An 18,353-nucleotide genomic window follows, 5' to 3' on the forward strand; every position below is an offset into this window, starting at 1 on the left:
TCCATTCATCAAAACTGCTTCCAATTTCTTTACTGCTTAGCTAAATGTATTTTAAACCACTTATCAATTTCCGCGTTATATTGATCATAATAAGCAGTTAGCGGATGGTCTCCGTTTTTGTACAGTACATATTTGTATTCTTTTCCCTGCTCATCTAATTGTTTCACAAGCTTTTCAGCCTGCGTATGGTGAACTTTACGATCATGATCACCCTGTAAAATCAAAAGAGGTGAATTTACTTTATCGCTCCAATAGACAACAGAACGACTTTTATACCTCTCCGGATACTGCGCCGGATCTCCTACAATCGTCCGCAGCACTTGTTTCATTTCAGGTCCTCTTTGATCATAGAATTGAAACATGTCTGTAATACCTGATTGTACGACAACTGCATCAAATTTAACGCCGTTTTTCATCGTTAAATACGTCATCATGCCGCCGCGTGAATATCCTAGCGCTACCTTTTGCTGGTGATTTACATAAGGAAGCTGTTCTCCCCACTTAATAAGATTTAACACGTCGTCAATATCTTTACCGCCGTACGTCTCTGTACCTTCACTTCCGCCATTTCCCCTGTATTGAGTCGCAACCACGACGTAGCCTTTACTTGCCCAATATGATAAGTACTGCAGTGTTTTTGCGCGAATCATGCCATGTTCGCGATTTCCTCCGCGATTATATACTAAAAGCGGATAATGTTTGTCTGCAATGTCTTTAGGCTGTACTAAAAACCCTTTTATCTTTAAATTATCACTAGGATACGTAATGCTATATACATCTACTTTATTTGAATAAGGCGATAATAAATTCAATTTTTCTTTATTTACATCATCACTTTCAGCTCGGTTGAAAACCGCTGTCACACCGAGCACAGCTACAGTGATTAATGCAATGATGCCCCATTTTTTCAACAGAAACCCTCTCCTCAATAAATATCTTTTCTCTTTTATAATGAGTGTTTTCATTTGGCTTTACCCTTCTTAAATGTTTGCTAAAAAGGGCATTCATCCCATCGCCAATACAGCTTATTTATCATACCGCAAAACTCAAATTTCTTCATCAATAAAGAAATAAGAATTCATCCAAATACATTAACAAGAAAGACGTATAGTAAATTGTATTATTAAATTATAGATTTGAAAAGTGGAATGATACTTTTTTTGTCGTTTTTTACCTGTCCTTTTTCCAAAAAAAAAAGCCCAGTTAAGACTGAGCTTTTTTCTTGGCAATGCCAATGCCTGTATATGCTAAAATAATTGAAAAAATAGGACATAAAATACTAAAGAATGTAAATGGAATATAGTCAGCTGCGGGAATATTTAATGCAGTTGAAATAAAAGCACCGCTGACACCCCACGGAATAATAGCATTAATAACCGTTCCGCCGTCTTCAAGCGTTCGTGATAAGTTTTTTGGATCTAAATTCCATTTTTCATACAGCGGCTTAAACGTCTGTCCAGGCAAGAGAATCGATAAATACTGTTCGCCTGTAATAACGTTCACTCCAATTGAAGATAGAAGCGTAGCAAAAATAACGTCTCCGCTGCGGCGAATTTGTTTTGCTAATCCTTCTAACAAAGCATCAATAATTCCAACAGCTCTCATCAAGCCACCTAGCGACAAGGCAATCATGATAAGGGAAATAGAAAACATCATGGACTGCAGTCCGCCTTTATTCACAATCGCATCCACTACTTTATTTCCTGACTCTACTGCCGGCCCGCTTTGAAGAACGCCTAGCAATTGACTCAGCGTAAATTCATGCTGTGTAATCATTCCTGTAATGATGGCCGTTACAATACCTAAAACTAACGTTGGCAGTACATCGACTCTTCTCATCGAAAAAATAAGAACTAAAAGTGGAGAAAGCAACGTTAACACATGTAAATTAAACGTATGTTTTAATGCGTCTTGAATTCCTTGAATTTCCCCGTAATTGACGCTTTCCTGATTTCCGTTGATTCCGATTACCAGTGCAATGATTGCTGTAATAACAATACTTGGAACCGTCGTCCACGTAATGTGCTGAATATGTTTAGGAAGCGGGACTTCAACGATACCAGAAGCAAAATTTGTTGTATCAGACAAGGGAGACATCTTATCTCCAAACACAGCTCCTGAAACAATCATCCCCGCTGCTAGCCCTGGATGTACACCAATAGCAGTTCCTACGCCAAATAAAGCGACCCCTACCGTACTGACGGTTGTTAATGAACTTCCTGTGAATGTTGAAACTAATACGGTAATAACTAAAGCACTAATTAAAAAGTACTGGGGTGAAATCCAGTGGAAGCCGTAGGATAAAATCGTCGGTATCGTTCCTCCTACCATCCAAATCGCAATAAGCATCCCGATCAGCATTAAAATAAGGATAGGCTTAATGCCCAGTCTGACACCGTCTAAAATCCCTTTCTCCATTTCTGTCCACTTATATTTCAACAAAAAGCCAATCACACTAATAAATGCTACACCAAATATCAGCGGAATATGAGGCGGCAGCTTTAACGTAAATAATGAAACAAAAATAATAGCTAATAGCACCAAAACCACCGCTATTGATTGTATAAATGAAATTTCTTTTTTCATGAGGTATTCCCTTTCTATCTTTCTTTTTCACTTAAACGCTTTTATGCTTTTACGCAGTTAAGTGCAAACCTTCTTGAGTATAATTTTTATCCTTCTTGCTGTCAATAACTTATTTTATCCAAAGGTAAGCTCTGCACTCATTTTTCCACTTTTCTTCTTATTAATATTAATTCCCTCTCCAAGCAGATCATTGTACAAAATGCCTCTTATGTTTTTACATGTATAGAACGGGTACACATAAAACACATCTTTTTTTAATGTACTACCTTTTGTACATAAGCGAGGAACTTCCTTCAAAAATTTTTTAAGCAAAAGACTTGAAAGTCAAAAAAGGTCAAAGTATAATGAAATTACGAAAGGTCAAGAAAGGTCAAACACCTGCTGATCTTCGATTAAAATCATTTAGGGAGGCTAATTAAATGATTTGTCAAAACTGTAATAAACGTGAAGCATCTATTCAATTAAATGTACAAACAAATAACCAAAAATCTCAATATCGTTTATGTCATACATGTTATCAAGCACTAATGAAAGAACATAAAATCCCATCAGGTTTTGGAGGTGGCGGCTTTATGAACATCGATGATTTATTCAATCAAATGGCGCACGAACAAGCTGCACCAGAACAGCCACAGCAAGGGAATGGCGGCGGAGGCTTTTTAGACCAGTTCGGTCGAAACTTAACTCAAATTGCGAAAACGGGATTAATTGACCCTGTTATTGGCCGAGAAGAAGAAGTAGAGCGTGTCATTGAAATTTTAAATAGAAGAAACAAAAACAACCCGGTACTAATCGGAGAACCCGGTGTTGGTAAAACAGCTGTTGTTGAAGGATTAGCTTTAAAAATTGCGGAAGGAAAAGTTCCTGCCAAGCTGTTAAATAAAGATGTATATCTGTTAGATGTAGCATCTCTCGTAGCTAATACCGGGGTTCGCGGTCAATTTGAAGAGCGCATGAAGCAGTTAATTTCTGAGCTTCAACAGCGAAAAAACGTGATTTTATTTATCGATGAAATTCACCTTCTTGTAGGAGCTGGTTCAGCGGAAGGTTCAATGGACGCAAGCAATATTTTAAAGCCAGCTCTTGCACGAGGCGAACTTCAAGTAGTCGGAGCTACAACTTTAAAAGAGTACCGTTCCATTGAAAAAGATGCGGCTCTTGAACGACGCTTCCAGCCGGTTATGGTTCACGAACCGTCTGTAGAAGAAGCCGTTGAAATTCTAAAAGGAATCCAAAGTAAATATGAAGATTATCACGGCGTTAGCTATACAAATGAAGCGATCCGCGCTTGTGTAAATTTATCACACCGCTACATTCAAGATCGCTTCTTGCCTGATAAAGCAATTGACTTGCTAGATGAAGCAGGTTCAAAAATGAACTTGCAGGCAGGCATTACAAATAAAGACGACGCGGCCGCTCGCTTAAAAGAAATTACAAAAGAAAAAGAGCAGGCGCTAAAGGATGAAAAATATGAAGTAGCGGCAAAACTGCGCGATGAAGAAGCTGCTCTTGAAAAACAACTAAACGAAGAACAGCAAAAAATGAATGTGGATATTGCTGACATTCAAGCAATTATTGAAAAGAAAACGGGTATCCCTGTTGGTAAACTTCAAGAAAATGAATCAGCAAAAATGAAGCATTTAGCAGAGCACTTAGCTCAAAAAGTAATCGGACAGCAGGAAGCTGTAGAAAAAGTAGCAAAAGCGATTCGACGTTCTCGTGCTGGATTAAAAGCGAAGCATCGCCCAATTGGTTCATTCTTATTTGTCGGCCCAACAGGTGTCGGTAAAACAGAGTTAACCAAAACATTAGCTGAAGAACTATTCGGCTCAAAAGATGCTATGGTTCGTCTAGATATGAGTGAATATATGGAAAAACATGCGGTGTCTAAATTAATCGGTTCACCTCCTGGCTACGTAGGTCACGAAGAGGCAGGACAATTAACAGAGAAAGTACGCCGTAATCCTTATTCCATCATCTTACTAGATGAAATTGAAAAAGCTCATCCAGACGTTCAGCATATGTTTCTACAAATTCTAGAAGACGGACGTCTAACAGATAGTCAAGGTCGCACAGTAAGCTTTAAAGACACAGTTATCATTATGACAAGTAACGCTGGTGTAGGTGAAAAGAAAATTACGGTTGGATTTGACGCAGAAAATGACGCACTTAAACAGGCATCCGTTTTAGATTCACTTTCATCTTATTTCAAACCAGAGTTTTTAAACCGATTTGATACAATCATTGAATTTAATCATCTTGAAAAAGACAACTTGATTAAAATTGTGGACCTTATGCTTGCTGAATTAAAAGAAACATTACAAGAACAAAATATCACGCTGAGCGTAGCAGATGAGGTAAAAGAAAAACTAGCTGAACTTGGCTATCACCCTGCATTCGGTGCTAGACCGCTCCGCCGAGCAATTCAAGAACAGCTTGAAGATCGAATTACAGACTTACTTTTAGATGACGCAGACGTATCAACAGTGAACGTAACGTTAAATGAAGCAAGCGAAATCACCGTACAAAACTAATAGAAAAAGCGACTCTACTTGAGTCGCTTTTTTTTATAGAAATACTTACGTTTATTTACTTTCATCTGTTTTTTCGTCAGCACTATCCGTTGATTCTTCTTGATCATCAGATGCTTCATCCCCAGATGAATCATCTGCTTCGTCTTGCTTCATTGTTTCCTGTGAATCATCTGTAGTTGTGTCCTCCGCTTGAGTATCATCCGACTGTTCTGTTTGCTGTTCTGTGGCATCTTTTTCATCCGTTTGTGAGTTGCATGCTGTGATTAACATAATTGCTAGAAGTGATCCAAATAACTTGACTAATAAACTTTTGTTCATTTTACCGTCTCCTTTCGAATCATCTGAGCCTCTATGTAGTCACCATTCATATGGCTCTACTGGCAGTATAGCCTATCCAATTAGAAAAAAGTTCACTTTTACAAGGTTATCACAAAAGCTTTACATCCCCTTCATTTCGTTCATATTCCCCTCATATTTCCTTAATAGTTTATGACTAGCTGTATTCTAGATCTATCTTCCTTGGTCTAAGTGCTCAATTCGGCTATTCACACAGTTGTAACTATGCTAATATGAGTGATATATCACTACATCGTGCGACTAGCTGACTATAAAGTTATTCTCCTATAAAATTATTCACCATTTAAGAAAGGGATTTTTTATGGAATCACACAACCTCATAAAAAAACGGAATTTTATTCTTTTACTTATTTTTTGGCTGCTATATTTTGTCCACATTGTGTTATACCACTTTATTGCAGCTGATCCTCATATGATTGTTTTTATAAGCGGAGGAATTTTATTATTGGTAGTGACGGCTATGTACTACTTTCGTTTTCACCCTGCCATCATTATGTATTCTTTTTTTATATGTTATTATGCCTATATTGCGTACATGGCATCTATTGAACCTGCTGTTATTAATTATTTGTTTTTGTTTCTTGGAATTATTGTTAGCTTTATTTACAATAGCTATATTGCTATTGTAACTTCTACATTAATGTCCATAATAATTGTTTTGTACTTTTATGTAAGCAACACTCTTTTTACATCTGTGACTTTCGTGAAATTAGATATCGTTTATTTCATTTTGTTTACGCTGATCACAATGATTATTTTATTGTATTGTGCTCATTTCTCTAAAAAATTGATTGCTATTACGACGGTCAAAATGAACAAAACCGAAGATGAACTGTACTCAGCTCAAGAGTATTTGCAATCTTTTTTTACATACAATCGCGACGCCATTTCCGTGTTCAGTCTAGACGGCAAAGTGATTAAAGTAAACGATGCTTTTGAGCAAATATACGGATGGAAAGCGGAAGAAATTGTTGGAAAAGCCATTCCATTCATTCCTGCTGGCTTAAAAGGCGACGCTGAAAGCCGATTAGAAAGGGTTAAAAAAGGAGAAAAGCTGGTAGCCTTTGAAACCCAAGATAAGCGAAAAGACGGAAAAATAATTGATGTAGAAATCACTGTTTCACCTATTTTTAATCGTGATCAACAGGTCGTTGCGCTTTTTGGTATTTCACGCGATCTTACAGAAGAAAAGGAAACAGAAAAATTTCTTCGCCAAACCGATAAGTTATCTTTAGCGGGCGAAATGGCAGCGGGAATCGCTCATGAAATTCGAAATCCACTTACTTCTTTAAATGGATTTATTCAGCTTATTCATGAAGACAGCAGCCGCTATCATTCTTATACAACCATCATGCTGAGCGAACTGAATCGTATTAACTCAATCGTTGGAGAATTTTTATTGCTCGCTAAACCTCATGACACGGTTATGAAAAAGCACGCATTCTCTACTATTTTAAATGACGTTATTCTTTTGTATGAATCAGAATGTGTATTAAAAAATGTCGTAGTTAAAACGCAGGTGGAAGCCCCGCATACATACATCTGCTGTGATGCAAATCAAATTAAGCAAGTACTCATTAATTTGTTGAAAAATGCGCTCGAAGCTATGCCTAGTGGAGGAGAAATTCATTTAAACGTTACTCAGCATACTAAAGATCTTACTATTTTCATTAAAGATACAGGAGTCGGCATTCCTTCACATTTGCTTATGCACATTCAAAAGCCCTTTTTTACCACGAAGCCCTCAGGTACCGGTCTTGGACTTGTTGTGATTAAAAACATTTTGTATCAGCATAAAGGAACATTTGAGATTAAAAGCACTGTTGGCGAAGGAACCAGCGTTTCCCTTACGATTCCTTTATGGGAACAAGAAATTAATCATTAAAAAAAGAGGCTGGAACAAAAGTATGTTAGTTGAAGAAAGATTCGAACGAGTTTGTTTCTTGATTAAGAATCAAACTCATTCGAATTTTTTTATTATGAGGGTGAATTTAGGTGCTTCTAGCTGTTGATTGGAGGGCAAGGCGAAGACTCCTGCGGGAAAAGCGGAATAGGTAAGACCCCGCAGGAGTATCAGCGCCGAGGAGGCTCACCGGCCGCCCGCGGAAAGCAAAGCCTTGCACGGAAATCAACGGCGGTGTAACAAGCGATTCATACTAGATTGTTTATCCCATTTGTTCGTCTTTCCATTGGATTAATTTTGTTGTGTCTCAATCTCTTTTTTATAGCTTTTTATCATCAATACTATTTAAATAGTTTTCAATTTCATCTACTACAGACTGCACGCAGCCCTCTTCGAATGGAGAGATCAAATTCGCTGCCTCTACTAATTCTAAAAACGGCTTACTTCCGCCAAGCTTACACAAATGAACGTAATCTTGCCATGCTTGTTCATGGTTTTCTCGATCTTTTTTCCAAAATTGAAATGCACAAATTTGAGCGAGCGTGTAATCAATATAATAAAACGGAGACGTGTAAATATGAAGCTGGCGCTGCCAGAAGCCCCCGCTTTCCAGATAGTGATGGCCGTCATAGTTTTTAGAAGGCATATATTTCTTTTCAATTTCTCGCCACGTTTGTTTTCGTTCCGAAGGCGTCATCTCAGGGCGTTCGTATACAGCATGCTGAAATTCATCTACCGCTACCCCGTAAGGCAAGAAAGTTAAGCCTGAGCTTAAATGAGAAAACTGGTATTTATCTTTGTCTTCTTTAAAGAACAACTCCATCCAAGGCCATGTAAAATACTCCATGCTCATCGAATGGATTTCAGCTCCTTCATGCGTAGGCCAGTGATACTCATTGGTTTCCATATCTCGGCTGGAATACACTTGAAAAGCATGCCCTGCTTCATGCGTTAACACATCAATATCCCCTGATGTTCCATTAAAATTCGAAAAAATAAACGGTGCTTTGTATTCTTCAATAAACGTACAGTAGCCTCCGCCTGCTTTGCCCTTTTTAGCGACTAAATCCATCAAATTATTTTCAAGCATAAATGAAAAAAATTCGTCCGTCTCTTTAGAAAGCTCTTTATACATAACCCGTCCATTTTCAATAATCCACTTTTCATCACCTTTTGGCACTGCGTTTCCTGTTTCAAACTGAAACGGTTCATCATAATAAGTTAAGCTCTCTACTTGAATTCTTTCTTGCTGACGCTTTTTTAGTTTTTCAGTAAGGGGAACAATATACTCTTTTACTTGTTTGCGAAAAGCAGCAACCATTTCAGCATCGTAGCCTATTCTAGACATACGAGCATAGCCCACTTCTACGAAATTTTTATAGCCTAATTTTTCAGCAAGCTTGGTCCGCACTTTTACAAGTTTGTCATAAATATCATCAAATTCCTCTTCATGATCGGTAAAAAATTGAAATTTCGCTTCTGCTGCTTTTTTTCTCATTTCTCGATCAGGTGACTCCATAAACGGATCGAGCTGAGCTAACGTTCTTTCTTCTCCTTCAAATACAATTTTAGCTGACGCCACTAGTTTCGTATATTGAGACGATAGCTTATTTTCTTCCTGAAGCTCTTTTACTATTTCCGGAGAGAACGTTTTTAACTGCATTTCAGCAAGAGAGAACAGCTGCTTGCCCCACTTTTCTTCTAGTTGCTGTTTAAAAGGCGAAGAGATTAACGCTTTGTAAAATTTCTCTACATATCCTTCTAAAAGCGGCTGTGTTTCATCAAAATAGTCTTGTTCTTCCTTATAAAATTCATTCGCTGTGTCGATAGAATGACGAATATAGCAGATGTTCCCCATTGTGCTGTACTGGGAATACGCATCATTTGCTAAACGAATTGCCTCGTTTTGCTGACTGACTGACGCTGCTTCCGTAAAGTGTGTAATGGCCTTTTCAAACTGCTTTTCAATTTCATTCATATCAGGTCGCGTATATGTATAATTCTCAAATTTCATCATTTGTACCCCTTTCTCTATTGTCTGTATGTAACCTAATTCGTTTTTATCCAGCTGTATTCCTGTTAATTTCAATTTTTTGTCACTTTTTATTTTTTATGTCGATTGGTTATGAAAGAAGTCATAGAAAAAAACTCGTTTGTTCAACAGAAACAAACGAGCTTTCCTTAATTAATCAGTCGATTCCGGCAAAAATTCATCTGCATAGTGTCCTAATTTCTTAAGCATCGAAATAGCAACTTCCTTTTCTTCGCTAGACAGGACGGATAAAATATCATGAATTCTTTTTTCGTGACTCGGAAACATGCTTTCAATCATTTCCTTACCTTGCTTGGTGATAGCTGCATAGGTTACGCGACGATCGTTCGGACAAGCAACGCGCTCTAAGAAGCCTTTTTTCTCAAGCTTGTCTACTACATACGTAATACTGCCGCTTGCGAGTAGAATTTTTCCGCCAATTTGCTGCAGAGGCTGCTGGCCTTTGTGGTACAATAACTCTAGGACAGCAAATTCGGTTGGATTCATTCCATGCTGTTGAATAAATTTATGCACATGATCATTAATTGAACGATTGGCACGAGATAGTACAATAAATAATTTAAGAGATTGGTCTAACTCTTCTCTAGTTACATCATTCGTCATTTTAATCAGTTCCTTTAATATTATCTTGATATCAAGATAATACTAAAATTTCCCTTCAAAGTCAATCAAAGCAGGCTTATTTCAGCGGTTATTCTCTCCGCTTGTACAATTTTTTTGATAAAAAATGTATATAAGTGGATTTATACATATGCTTTTAATACAATAAACATATGACCATTACATAAAAAGGTGAATGATTATGAAACCAACCCATTTATTATTTAATTCCGCGATTGGTTCACAAAAGCCTGAAACAATCGTTAACCGGCAAAATCCCTGTCCCTTTTGCGACGTAGAATCTCTTACAGGCATTATTAAAAAACAAGGACCTATCATTTGGCTGAAAAATAAGTTTCCCGTTCTGCAAGATGCTTATCAGACGGTTATTATTGAGACCGATGAATGTTCTTCGGAACTATCTATTTATCCAAAGGAACATCTGTACACCTTGCTGAGCTTCGCTACTGAACGATGGATATCTATGATAAACAGCGGAGAATATGCTTCTGTTCTTTTCTTTAAAAACCACGGCCCCATGTCCGGAGGATCATTACGACATCCTCATATGCAAATTATTGGTTTAAATGAGATGGATGTAAATGAAAATGTGAAGCTAGAGCAGTTTGAAGGAGTCACAATTGCCCAAAATGAACACGTCACATTTAATTTATCTGCAAAACCTAGAATGGGCTTTTTTGAATTTAACGTGATAACGGATCAGCTTGACAAAGAGATGCATGCATTTGCAGATTATCTTCAAACGGCTGCTCACTATTTATTAAATCATTTTCATCGTAGCTGCACGAGCTACAACTTATTTTTTTATAATCTTAAAAACGGCAAAATTGCGGCGAAAATCATTCCTCGCTTTGCCACATCTCCTTTGTATGTAGGATATGGCATTCCTCAAGTTTCCAATAAGCTTGAGCACATTGCTAACCAAGTTCAGGAGCTGTACTTTACCTAAAAAGTTGAACCTTCACTGGTTCAACTTTTTTGTAAGGTTATTGCATAAAGCTATTCACTTTTAAAATAGTCATGCTCATAGAAACCAAAAAAACATACACTAAAAGAACGATGTGAATTGAGGATAAAAAGAAGAATACGTAAAAGGAGACGGTTTATGACTGAGGTACTAATTGGAAGCATTCTTTCTGCGCTATCGACTGGAGTAGGCGCTTTGCCTATTCTGTTTTTGAATCAAGAACTCACTCATCGCTGGAAAGATATACTTCTTGCGCTCACTGCAGGTATTATGACAGCAGCTTCTACTATGAGCTTGATTCCAGAATCTCTTCAAAGCGGCGGTTTTTTTTCCTTAGCCATTGGCTTACTGCTTGGAGTTGTAACATTAACACTCTTGGAGCAGAATATTCCTCACATTGATCTTGAGCATTCTAAAACCGGCATTCAGTTTGATGAAAAAGCACTTTTAATTGTTTCCGCTATTACTTTGCATAACCTTCCTGAAGGACTGTCTGTTGGTGTTAGCTACGCTTCAAATGTTGAAAATACAGGGAACTTAATCGCCCTTGCAATCGGTCTTCAAAATGCACCTGAAGGACTGTTGGTCGCGCTATTTTTAGCTCAGCAAAATATCAGTAAAATAAAAGCATTTTTAATTGCTACCCTTACAGGCTCCGTTGAGATTGTAACGTCTTTACTCGGGTTTTATTTAACTAATTTTGTTGATTCTCTCGTTTCATATGGATTAGCTTTTGCTGCTGGAGCCATGCTTTTTATTATTTATAAAGAGTTGATTCCAGAAAGTCACGGCGATGGAAACGAAAGATTTGCTACTTATTCGTTTATTTTTGGTATTTTGTTTATGATCTTTTTAATTAACATTTTTTAAAGGTGAAGAGAGGCCACGGGCAGCATGATTGTTTTACTGCCCGATCCCGAATGCTTGTCCTGTATTACAGCTTTGAAAAAGATAAAAAGCGGCTAATCAGTGTGGCAAACGATGTCTTTTCTTCCTCTTCTTTTAAACGCTTCTTTTGATAAACGAGTAAGAGCTGATCAAGCTCTTGACTACAGGTAACGGTTTCTTCATTAGTCAAACCTTTTTCTTCTCCGAGCTGCACCATCTTTTGTCTTTTTTGGACGATTTCTACTAATAATCTCTCTGATTTCGTTCTATTTCTCACTCCAAACACAAAATCCTCTCCTATGACAAAGAAATTAGCTTATAACGCATTATTACAAATTCTACTAAATATGTAAATAGAGTCGCAATAATAGACATTTTTTTTGCAAAAAAATTATTTTGTCGGAATTTACAAGCGCTTACATTACTATAGGAATACCATTTATCTTTTTTTTACAACTTGTTTTTCGACAAAAGATGCTGCTTGTCGAATCGAAAAAAGATTGAAACATAACGAAATCAATACAATCTAAAAACGAACAAATAGGATACATGAGCCGAACCGCTTGTCCCGCAGGAATTTTCGCCTTGCCCTCGAGTCAACAGCTAGAAGCAGCTAAATATATGAAGCCTGCGTTCGCCCTCACCATAAAAAAATCCGAACGAAGTTGATTCTTAATCAAGAATCACTTTGTTCGGATCTTCCTTCAGCTAACATACTCTTGTCTCTATATCTTTTTCTATTCAGCTTTCTGAGCAGCAATTTGTACAGCATCCCATACCGTAGCAAAAGGAGGGGCATACGAAAGATCTAGCATGGTTATTTCATCTGTTGTCAGGCGGCAAGTAATAGCTGTCGCAAATACATCGATTCGTTTTGCTACTCCTTCTTTCCCAATCATTTGAACCCCCAAAATCTCTTTTGTTTCAGGATGATAAACAAGTTTTATCACAATCTTTTCAGCTCCTGGATAGTAAGAAGCATGACTCGGAGCCTCTGCTGTGATGGCTTTGTATAAAAGAGAATTTTCTCTTGCTTCTCTTTCTGAAATGCCGGTTTTTCCAATTTCATAGTCCATCACTTTGACAATACTTGTACCTACAACACCCGGAAATTCTCGCTTTTCTCCCCCTAATCGGTAACCAAGAACCCTTCCTTGCTTATTGGCAATGGTTCCAAGAGCAATATGAACATCTTTTTTTAATACGCGGTGATAGCTCGTTGCACAATCTCCTGCTGCGTAGATATGAGGCACGTTGGTTTCCAACTTCTCGTTTACTAAAATAGCTCCATTTTCAAGCATCCTTAGTCCGTTTCTTTCTAAGAATTGCGTATTCGGACGAACTCCTACATTTACAATCACTAAATCTGTTTGATACGTTTGGCGGTTTGTTTGAACGTGAGTGACGGAACCATCTGAATGCAACAATGCTTCCACTTCTTCTTCGAAATGAAATAAAATATCGTCATCTAGCTGCTTTTGCAAATGCTCTGCCATTTCTTGATCTAAAATAGATAGAATCTGCTTTCCCTGTTCAATAACCCGTACTTCTTTTCCCAAAGCCTTCATTGCTTCAGCTACTTCCATTCCGACATATCCTCCGCCGATAATGGTGACTTTCTCTACGGAGTGAGCTTGTAGATATGTATAGATTCTTTCGCTGTCTGCTAATGATTTTAATGTGCATACATTCGGCATGTTATCACTCATAAAATTGGGTTTAACAGCTGTTGTTCCAGTTGCAATGATGAGTTCATCATATGTTACCTCTTTTTCCGTTTGCGTCTTTACATTTTGCACTACTATGTATTTTTTTGTATGATTTACTTCTTTTACTTCGTGAAAAAGATGGACGGAGATGTTTCGCTCTTCAAACTCTTGTTTCGTCCGAGCAACCAAATCATCTTTTTCTTTTACAACACCTGACAGATAGTAAGGCATGCCACATGCGCTGTAAGAGATATCTCCACCTTTTTCAAACACAAGGATTTCCACTTCTTCTTTTTCTTTCATCCGACGAAGCTGTGAAGCTGCGCTCATTCCGGCGGCTACTCCTCCTATAATGACGACACGTTTCATCTATACTCCCTCTTTCTACATAAATAATAGGCTATACTATTGTTTTTCCTTATTCTTCCCGATTTCAAACGAAAAAAAACGGCTGTTTACACAGCCGTAGATGTTTGTTTTGAGCGGTAATACGTTAAAGCCAAGGCTCCTGCTAATACAGCTCCTTTAATAATGTCTTGCATATAATACGGAACATTTAGCATCGTTAACCCATTTAACAGCACACCAATTAAAATAGAACCAATCAGCGTCCCGAATACATTCGGTTTCCCTGCTCCAAATACGGAAAAGCCAATGTATGTAGCAGCTACGGCATCCATTAAAAATGGTGAGCCGGCGTTCACTTCTCCTACTCCAATACGGGCAGCTAAAACGACTCCTCCAATTCCAGCAAGCAAACCTGAAAACATATAGGCATACATACGGTAACGATTAACCGGGACACCCGAAAGTCTTGCTGCTTCTATGTTCCCTCCTGTTACGTAGAAAAAACGCCCAAACTTCGTATAGGAAAAAACGATATGAACAAGCAGCACAGTCAGCAGCATAATGATAACCGGGACAGGAATACCTAGTAAATGACCTTGCCCCAGTGCAAGGAAAGATGGAATAAAAATTCCCGGAGCTCTGTCTCCGCTTGGTAAAGGCATATTGGTATAAATAGCTGAGCCTTTTGTATACGTTAATAAAATCCCCTGTACGATGAACATCATTGAAAGAGTTGCTAAAATATCAGGAATCTTTACTTTCACTACTAAAAAAGCATTTACTAACCCGATAAGAAGCGATGCAATAATCGGAACAATGATAGCGACTGCAATTTCTTGTCTGTGTAAAACAAGCATAGAGGCTGATAAAATAGTGGCTAACCCCGCCGTAGACCCTACAGATAAATCGAGTCCGTTGACGGTTAACGATATCGTTACACCAAGCGCTATTAAAGTAACAATGGAAATAGAGCGCAGGATATCACTAATGTTTTCTCCTGTTAAAAAGTTAGGTGTGGCAATGGAGAAGATAATCATAATAACAAAAATCATTAAGACTGTCCCATATTTATAAAAAAAGTCGAAAACACTTATTTTTCTCTTTGGTTTCGCTACAGGTTCTGTTACATACTCCGCACTCATCCTTTTACTCCTCCTGCTGTATAATAAAATAATTTTTCACTAGTTGCTTCTTCTTTGGATAATTCTTTCACGATTTTTCCGTTGTACATAACATAAATTCGATCCGCTACCCCTAGCAGCTCCTCAAATTCACAGGTTGCATAAACAACCCCTTTTTGCTGCGACACAAGATTTGTAATTAAATCAAATATTTCTCGCTTGGAGCCTACATCAACCCCTTTAGTTGGTTCATCAAACAACAGCACGTCAGAGTCCGTAACAAGCCATTTTCCGATTGCTACTTTCTGCTGATTTCCACCGCTTAACGTTCCAACTGACTGCTCGATAGAATGAGACTTTACGCCAACTTGCCCAGTCGTTTTCTGCGCTTTTTCTTTGATCTTTCCTCGCTTTAAAAACGAATACTTTGTAAAGCGGGACAGACTTGGCAAAACTAAGTTATCGGCAATCGATTCATGAACAAAAATCCCTTCTTTTCTTCGTTCTTCAGGAACAAGAGAAAGACCTTGTGCAATATAATAATAAGGCTGTTTATTCAACTTTAGTTTCTTGTCTTTTAACCGCACGCTGCCGCTCACATATTGCTCTAAACCAAATAGACTTCGGCAAAGCTCCGTTTTTCCCGCTCCGACAAGCCCTGCAATACCGACTACTTCTCCTTCTTTCACATGAAAAGAGATATTAGAAAGGCGCCCTGGAAGAGATAATGCTTCTACATGTAAAAGTTCGTTTCCAAATTCTACTGATTTTTTGATCCACTGCTTTACAGAAGACGTTCCTAACATGAGCGTAATCACGTCTTCAATTGATGTATGTGCAGTTTCTTTTGTAGCTACATAGCGTCCGTCCTTTAAAACCGTTAAGCGGTCGCAAATATCAACCACTTCTTGAAGGCGATGTGAAATGTAAATAATGCCTACTCCGCTTTTCTTTAACTCTCTCATCACAGAAAACAATTGTTTCGTCTCTTCCACACTAAGAGGTGCGGTTGGTTCATCCAAAATTAAATAATCAACATTCTGTACAATTGCACGTGCAATAAGCACCTGCTGTTTTTCTGATAGAGTTAGGTCAACGACATTTTTTTTAACGGATAGAGAAGAGCCAAGTAAAGAAAGAGCTTTTTCCGCTTTCTTATAAATAGATTTCCAGTTTACAAATGTCTTACTTTTATTAGAAGTCTGCACGTCTAACACAATGTTTTCAGCCACTGACAGCGAAGGAATCAGCGCTACATCTACTTCTTGATGCACAATGCCGATGCCCTGGCGCTTAGCTTCTTTAGGAGAAGAAATGGAGATTTCTTCTCCGTCTTTGCAGATTTTTCCTTCGTACTCGTCGTAAGCTCCGCACAATATTTTCATCAGCGTACTTTTACCGGCACCATTGGCTCCCAATAAAGCATGGATTTCCCCTTTTCGAACAGTAAAATCAACTTTGTTCAGCGCTTGAAAAGAACCAAAGTTTTTTGTTATGTTCTTCATTGAAAGCTCGTTCGTCATATCTGTCCCTCCACTTCTATTCTTTTTTACCCCATTCTTCTACATACTGACTAAGCTGATCCATATTAATCGTTTGATTAGGCAAGTCTGTTTGTTTGACTAAAACCGGATCAAAGGAATAATAACGAGGGATCTCTTGACCGGAAATCTTTTTAAGAAGCAGATCAACTTGCTTTTCTCCTACTGAAGCTGGATTTACGGCAGCTGACGCTTTCCACGGGCTGTTTTTTGCCTGCATCATTTGTAGATCTTCATCAGATAAGTCTACTCCGTACACTTTAATCTCGTCTCGTCCTGCTTCTTTAATCGCTCTTGTTACTCCTTTTGCAAATTCGTCCCAAGGTGCCCAAACGGCCGCGATGTCTCCTTTATTTGGATACTGCTTCAACACAGCTGCCATTTTATTTTGTGTGTCTAATGAGGTGTTGTCCGTTGCGCTTCCAAACGTAGCAATTTGTTTTACATCTGGATAGCGATTCATCATAATTTTATAAATGCTGTCGCGCTTTTCCATCGGCGCAAACCCTCCAACAAATGCATATACAATGTTTCCTTTTCCATTAATGTCCTGCATCATTTGTTTCAGACCCTGCAGCGCAAGCATATAATCGTCTTGGTCAATTGTTGTAACGCCTTCTACTTTTAATTCTACGTCTGTTGCAATAACGGGAATTCCTTTTGCAATCGCGCGCTTCACGCCAGGTTCAAGGGTTTCAGCCCGGCCGTGGTCAATCATAATACCGTCAACATTTTGGTTAATAGCCGTGTCTAAATAAGCAGCCATTTTGGATTGATCATTGTTTGAATCAGAAACGGATAGCTGTACCCCTGCTTTTTTAGCCGCTTTTGTCACACCTGTTATGTACTGAGCAGCGTGAGTGCCTGACGTAAATTCAGAAATAAGCGCAATTTTTGTATCTTTCGTAACCTTTTTTCCTTCTTGCTGTACAGGCTTAGCAGAAGCCGCTTGCTGCGCTGGAGCTGCCTGTGCTTTCTCGTTTAGACTTGGCTGTTCTTTCGTGCAGGCAGCCAGTGCAAAGATTAGAAGCACGAGCAAAGTAAGTGGCCACAGCATTTTTTTACTCTTTTTCATGGTGTTCCTCCCATTAAACTTATTATTCATATAAAAATAGTTAGTTTTATAATAATCCAAAGAATACCCCGCTTTTAGATGTAAAAGCGGGGTGAAAATGACCTATGCTTTACAAGTAATTGTTATGCGTAAATAGGTACCCATCCTTCAGTTGTCACGAAAATTCGGACAGCGACTACTTTACGATCTTCCATTAGTGTAAAGTAATGAAGAATGTTCTCTGGTACTGAAATTAAATCGCCCGGCTCTAATTCAACATCAAAAAATTCGCCGTCTTTTCCTTGAATAACAAAGATTCCATGACCGCTTACAATAAAGCGAACTTCGTCATCTGTATGAATATGCTTGCGCTGAAAGTTTTTTAACAATTCATCAATATTTGGTGTAGATTCCGATAACGAGATAACATCTTGAGCTTTATAGCCGCGGCGTTCCGAAATATCTTTAATATCCTCACCAAAAGCGTTTAAAATTTCTGTTTTTTCTTCATCAGTTAAATCATATTTTTCACGAAGATTTTCTGGAAGTTTTGTAATATCCCAGTTTTCATAAATAACTTCATTGTTTGCCAGAAAAGCTGATACTTCCTCTTGAGTTTCAATTCTTTTATTGTTTACATGTAAGCGAATGTGCGCCATTTTTGTTTCCTC

At 38.1% G+C, this 18,353-nt stretch carries 16 protein-coding genes; 5 read left to right on the top strand and 11 right to left on the bottom strand.

Going from position 1 to position 18,353, the window contains the following annotated elements; genetic code table 11:
- Nucleotides 1–29: 29 nt before the first annotated feature.
- Together ACFX4G_RS17920 and nhaC are read right to left on the bottom strand one after the other, a co-directional pair.
- Nucleotides 30–911: an alpha/beta hydrolase family protein gene (locus ACFX4G_RS17920; RefSeq protein WP_014461062.1), complete on the bottom strand. Its 882-nt coding sequence runs from the start codon at nt 909–911 to the stop codon at nt 30–32.
- A 292-nt stretch (nt 912–1,203) separates the two neighbouring features.
- Complete coding sequence (nhaC, locus tag ACFX4G_RS17925) at nt 1,204–2,586, bottom strand: Na+/H+ antiporter NhaC (protein WP_097824017.1); 1,383 nt, start codon at nt 2,584–2,586, stop codon at nt 1,204–1,206.
- A gap of 419 nt (nt 2,587–3,005) precedes the next feature.
- Between nhaC and ACFX4G_RS17930 the strand changes: the two genes are divergently transcribed.
- The gene (locus ACFX4G_RS17930; protein ID WP_377575970.1) at nt 3,006–5,120 is read left to right on the top strand and encodes an ATP-dependent Clp protease ATP-binding subunit; all 2,115 of its coding nucleotides are present in this window, start codon (nt 3,006–3,008) and stop codon (nt 5,118–5,120) included.
- 51 nt (nt 5,121–5,171) lie between these two features.
- Here ACFX4G_RS17930 and ACFX4G_RS17935 read toward each other — a convergent pair whose 3' ends face one another.
- Nucleotides 5,172–5,438 carry a hypothetical protein gene (locus ACFX4G_RS17935; RefSeq protein WP_047931154.1) on the bottom strand — a complete coding sequence of 89 codons (267 nt, stop codon included), beginning with the start codon at nt 5,436–5,438 and terminating at the stop codon, nt 5,172–5,174.
- Between the two features lie 340 nt (nt 5,439–5,778).
- Between ACFX4G_RS17935 and ACFX4G_RS17940 the strand changes: the two genes are divergently transcribed.
- Entirely contained in the window at nt 5,779–7,362 is a 1,584-nt protein-coding gene (locus ACFX4G_RS17940) for a PAS domain S-box protein (RefSeq protein WP_097824019.1), read from the top strand.
- Nucleotides 7,363–7,485: 123 nt separating this feature from the next.
- Entirely contained in the window at nt 7,486–7,620 is a 135-nt protein-coding gene (locus tag ACFX4G_RS17945; RefSeq protein ID WP_255255728.1) for a hypothetical protein, read from the top strand.
- A gap of 79 nt (nt 7,621–7,699) precedes the next feature.
- Here ACFX4G_RS17945 and ACFX4G_RS17950 read toward each other — a convergent pair whose 3' ends face one another.
- The gene (locus ACFX4G_RS17950; protein WP_097824020.1) at nt 7,700–9,394 is read right to left on the bottom strand and encodes a M3 family oligoendopeptidase; all 1,695 of its coding nucleotides are present in this window, start codon (nt 9,392–9,394) and stop codon (nt 7,700–7,702) included.
- Nucleotides 9,395–9,565: 171 nt separating this feature from the next.
- Complete coding sequence (locus ACFX4G_RS17955) at nt 9,566–10,036, bottom strand: MarR family winged helix-turn-helix transcriptional regulator (RefSeq protein ID WP_025749435.1); 471 nt, start codon at nt 10,034–10,036, stop codon at nt 9,566–9,568.
- Nucleotides 10,037–10,235: 199 nt separating this feature from the next.
- On the opposite strand from ACFX4G_RS17955, the gene ACFX4G_RS17960 reads away from it, so the two are divergent.
- Together ACFX4G_RS17960 and ACFX4G_RS17965 are read left to right on the top strand one after the other, a co-directional pair.
- A complete protein-coding gene (locus ACFX4G_RS17960) occupies nt 10,236–11,003 on the top strand; it encodes a DUF4931 domain-containing protein (protein WP_097824021.1) in 768 nt (255 codons plus the stop codon).
- Between the two features lie 156 nt (nt 11,004–11,159).
- The gene (locus tag ACFX4G_RS17965; protein ID WP_016763389.1) at nt 11,160–11,891 is read left to right on the top strand and encodes a ZIP family metal transporter; all 732 of its coding nucleotides are present in this window, start codon (nt 11,160–11,162) and stop codon (nt 11,889–11,891) included.
- 64 nt (nt 11,892–11,955) lie between these two features.
- Here ACFX4G_RS17965 and ACFX4G_RS17970 read toward each other — a convergent pair whose 3' ends face one another.
- The 6 genes from ACFX4G_RS17970 to ACFX4G_RS17995 form a co-directional block, all read right to left on the bottom strand.
- Complete coding sequence (locus tag ACFX4G_RS17970; RefSeq protein WP_016763388.1) at nt 11,956–12,195, bottom strand: aspartyl-phosphate phosphatase Spo0E family protein; 240 nt, start codon at nt 12,193–12,195, stop codon at nt 11,956–11,958.
- 451 nt (nt 12,196–12,646) lie between these two features.
- Entirely contained in the window at nt 12,647–13,987 is a 1,341-nt protein-coding gene (locus ACFX4G_RS17975) for a CoA-disulfide reductase (protein ID WP_097824022.1), read from the bottom strand.
- Between the two features lie 86 nt (nt 13,988–14,073).
- A complete protein-coding gene (locus ACFX4G_RS17980) occupies nt 14,074–15,108 on the bottom strand; it encodes an ABC transporter permease (RefSeq protein ID WP_025749439.1) in 1,035 nt (344 codons plus the stop codon).
- Entirely contained in the window at nt 15,105–16,610 is a 1,506-nt protein-coding gene (locus tag ACFX4G_RS17985; RefSeq protein WP_097824023.1) for a sugar ABC transporter ATP-binding protein, read from the bottom strand. Before ACFX4G_RS17985 ends, ACFX4G_RS17980 begins: the two co-directional genes overlap by 4 nt.
- A 16-nt stretch (nt 16,611–16,626) precedes the next feature.
- Nucleotides 16,627–17,703, bottom strand: coding sequence for a sugar ABC transporter substrate-binding protein (locus ACFX4G_RS17990; RefSeq protein WP_097824024.1), 1,077 nt, complete (start codon nt 17,701–17,703; stop codon nt 16,627–16,629).
- A 122-nt stretch (nt 17,704–17,825) separates the two neighbouring features.
- Entirely contained in the window at nt 17,826–18,341 is a 516-nt protein-coding gene (locus ACFX4G_RS17995) for a 1,2-dihydroxy-3-keto-5-methylthiopentene dioxygenase (protein WP_013082223.1), read from the bottom strand.
- Nucleotides 18,342–18,353 lie beyond the last annotated feature (12 nt).

The sequence above is a fragment of the Priestia sp. YIM B13486 genome, from assembly GCF_042787865.1.
Taxonomy (GTDB): Bacteria; Bacillota; Bacilli; order Bacillales; family Bacillaceae_H; genus Priestia; species Priestia megaterium.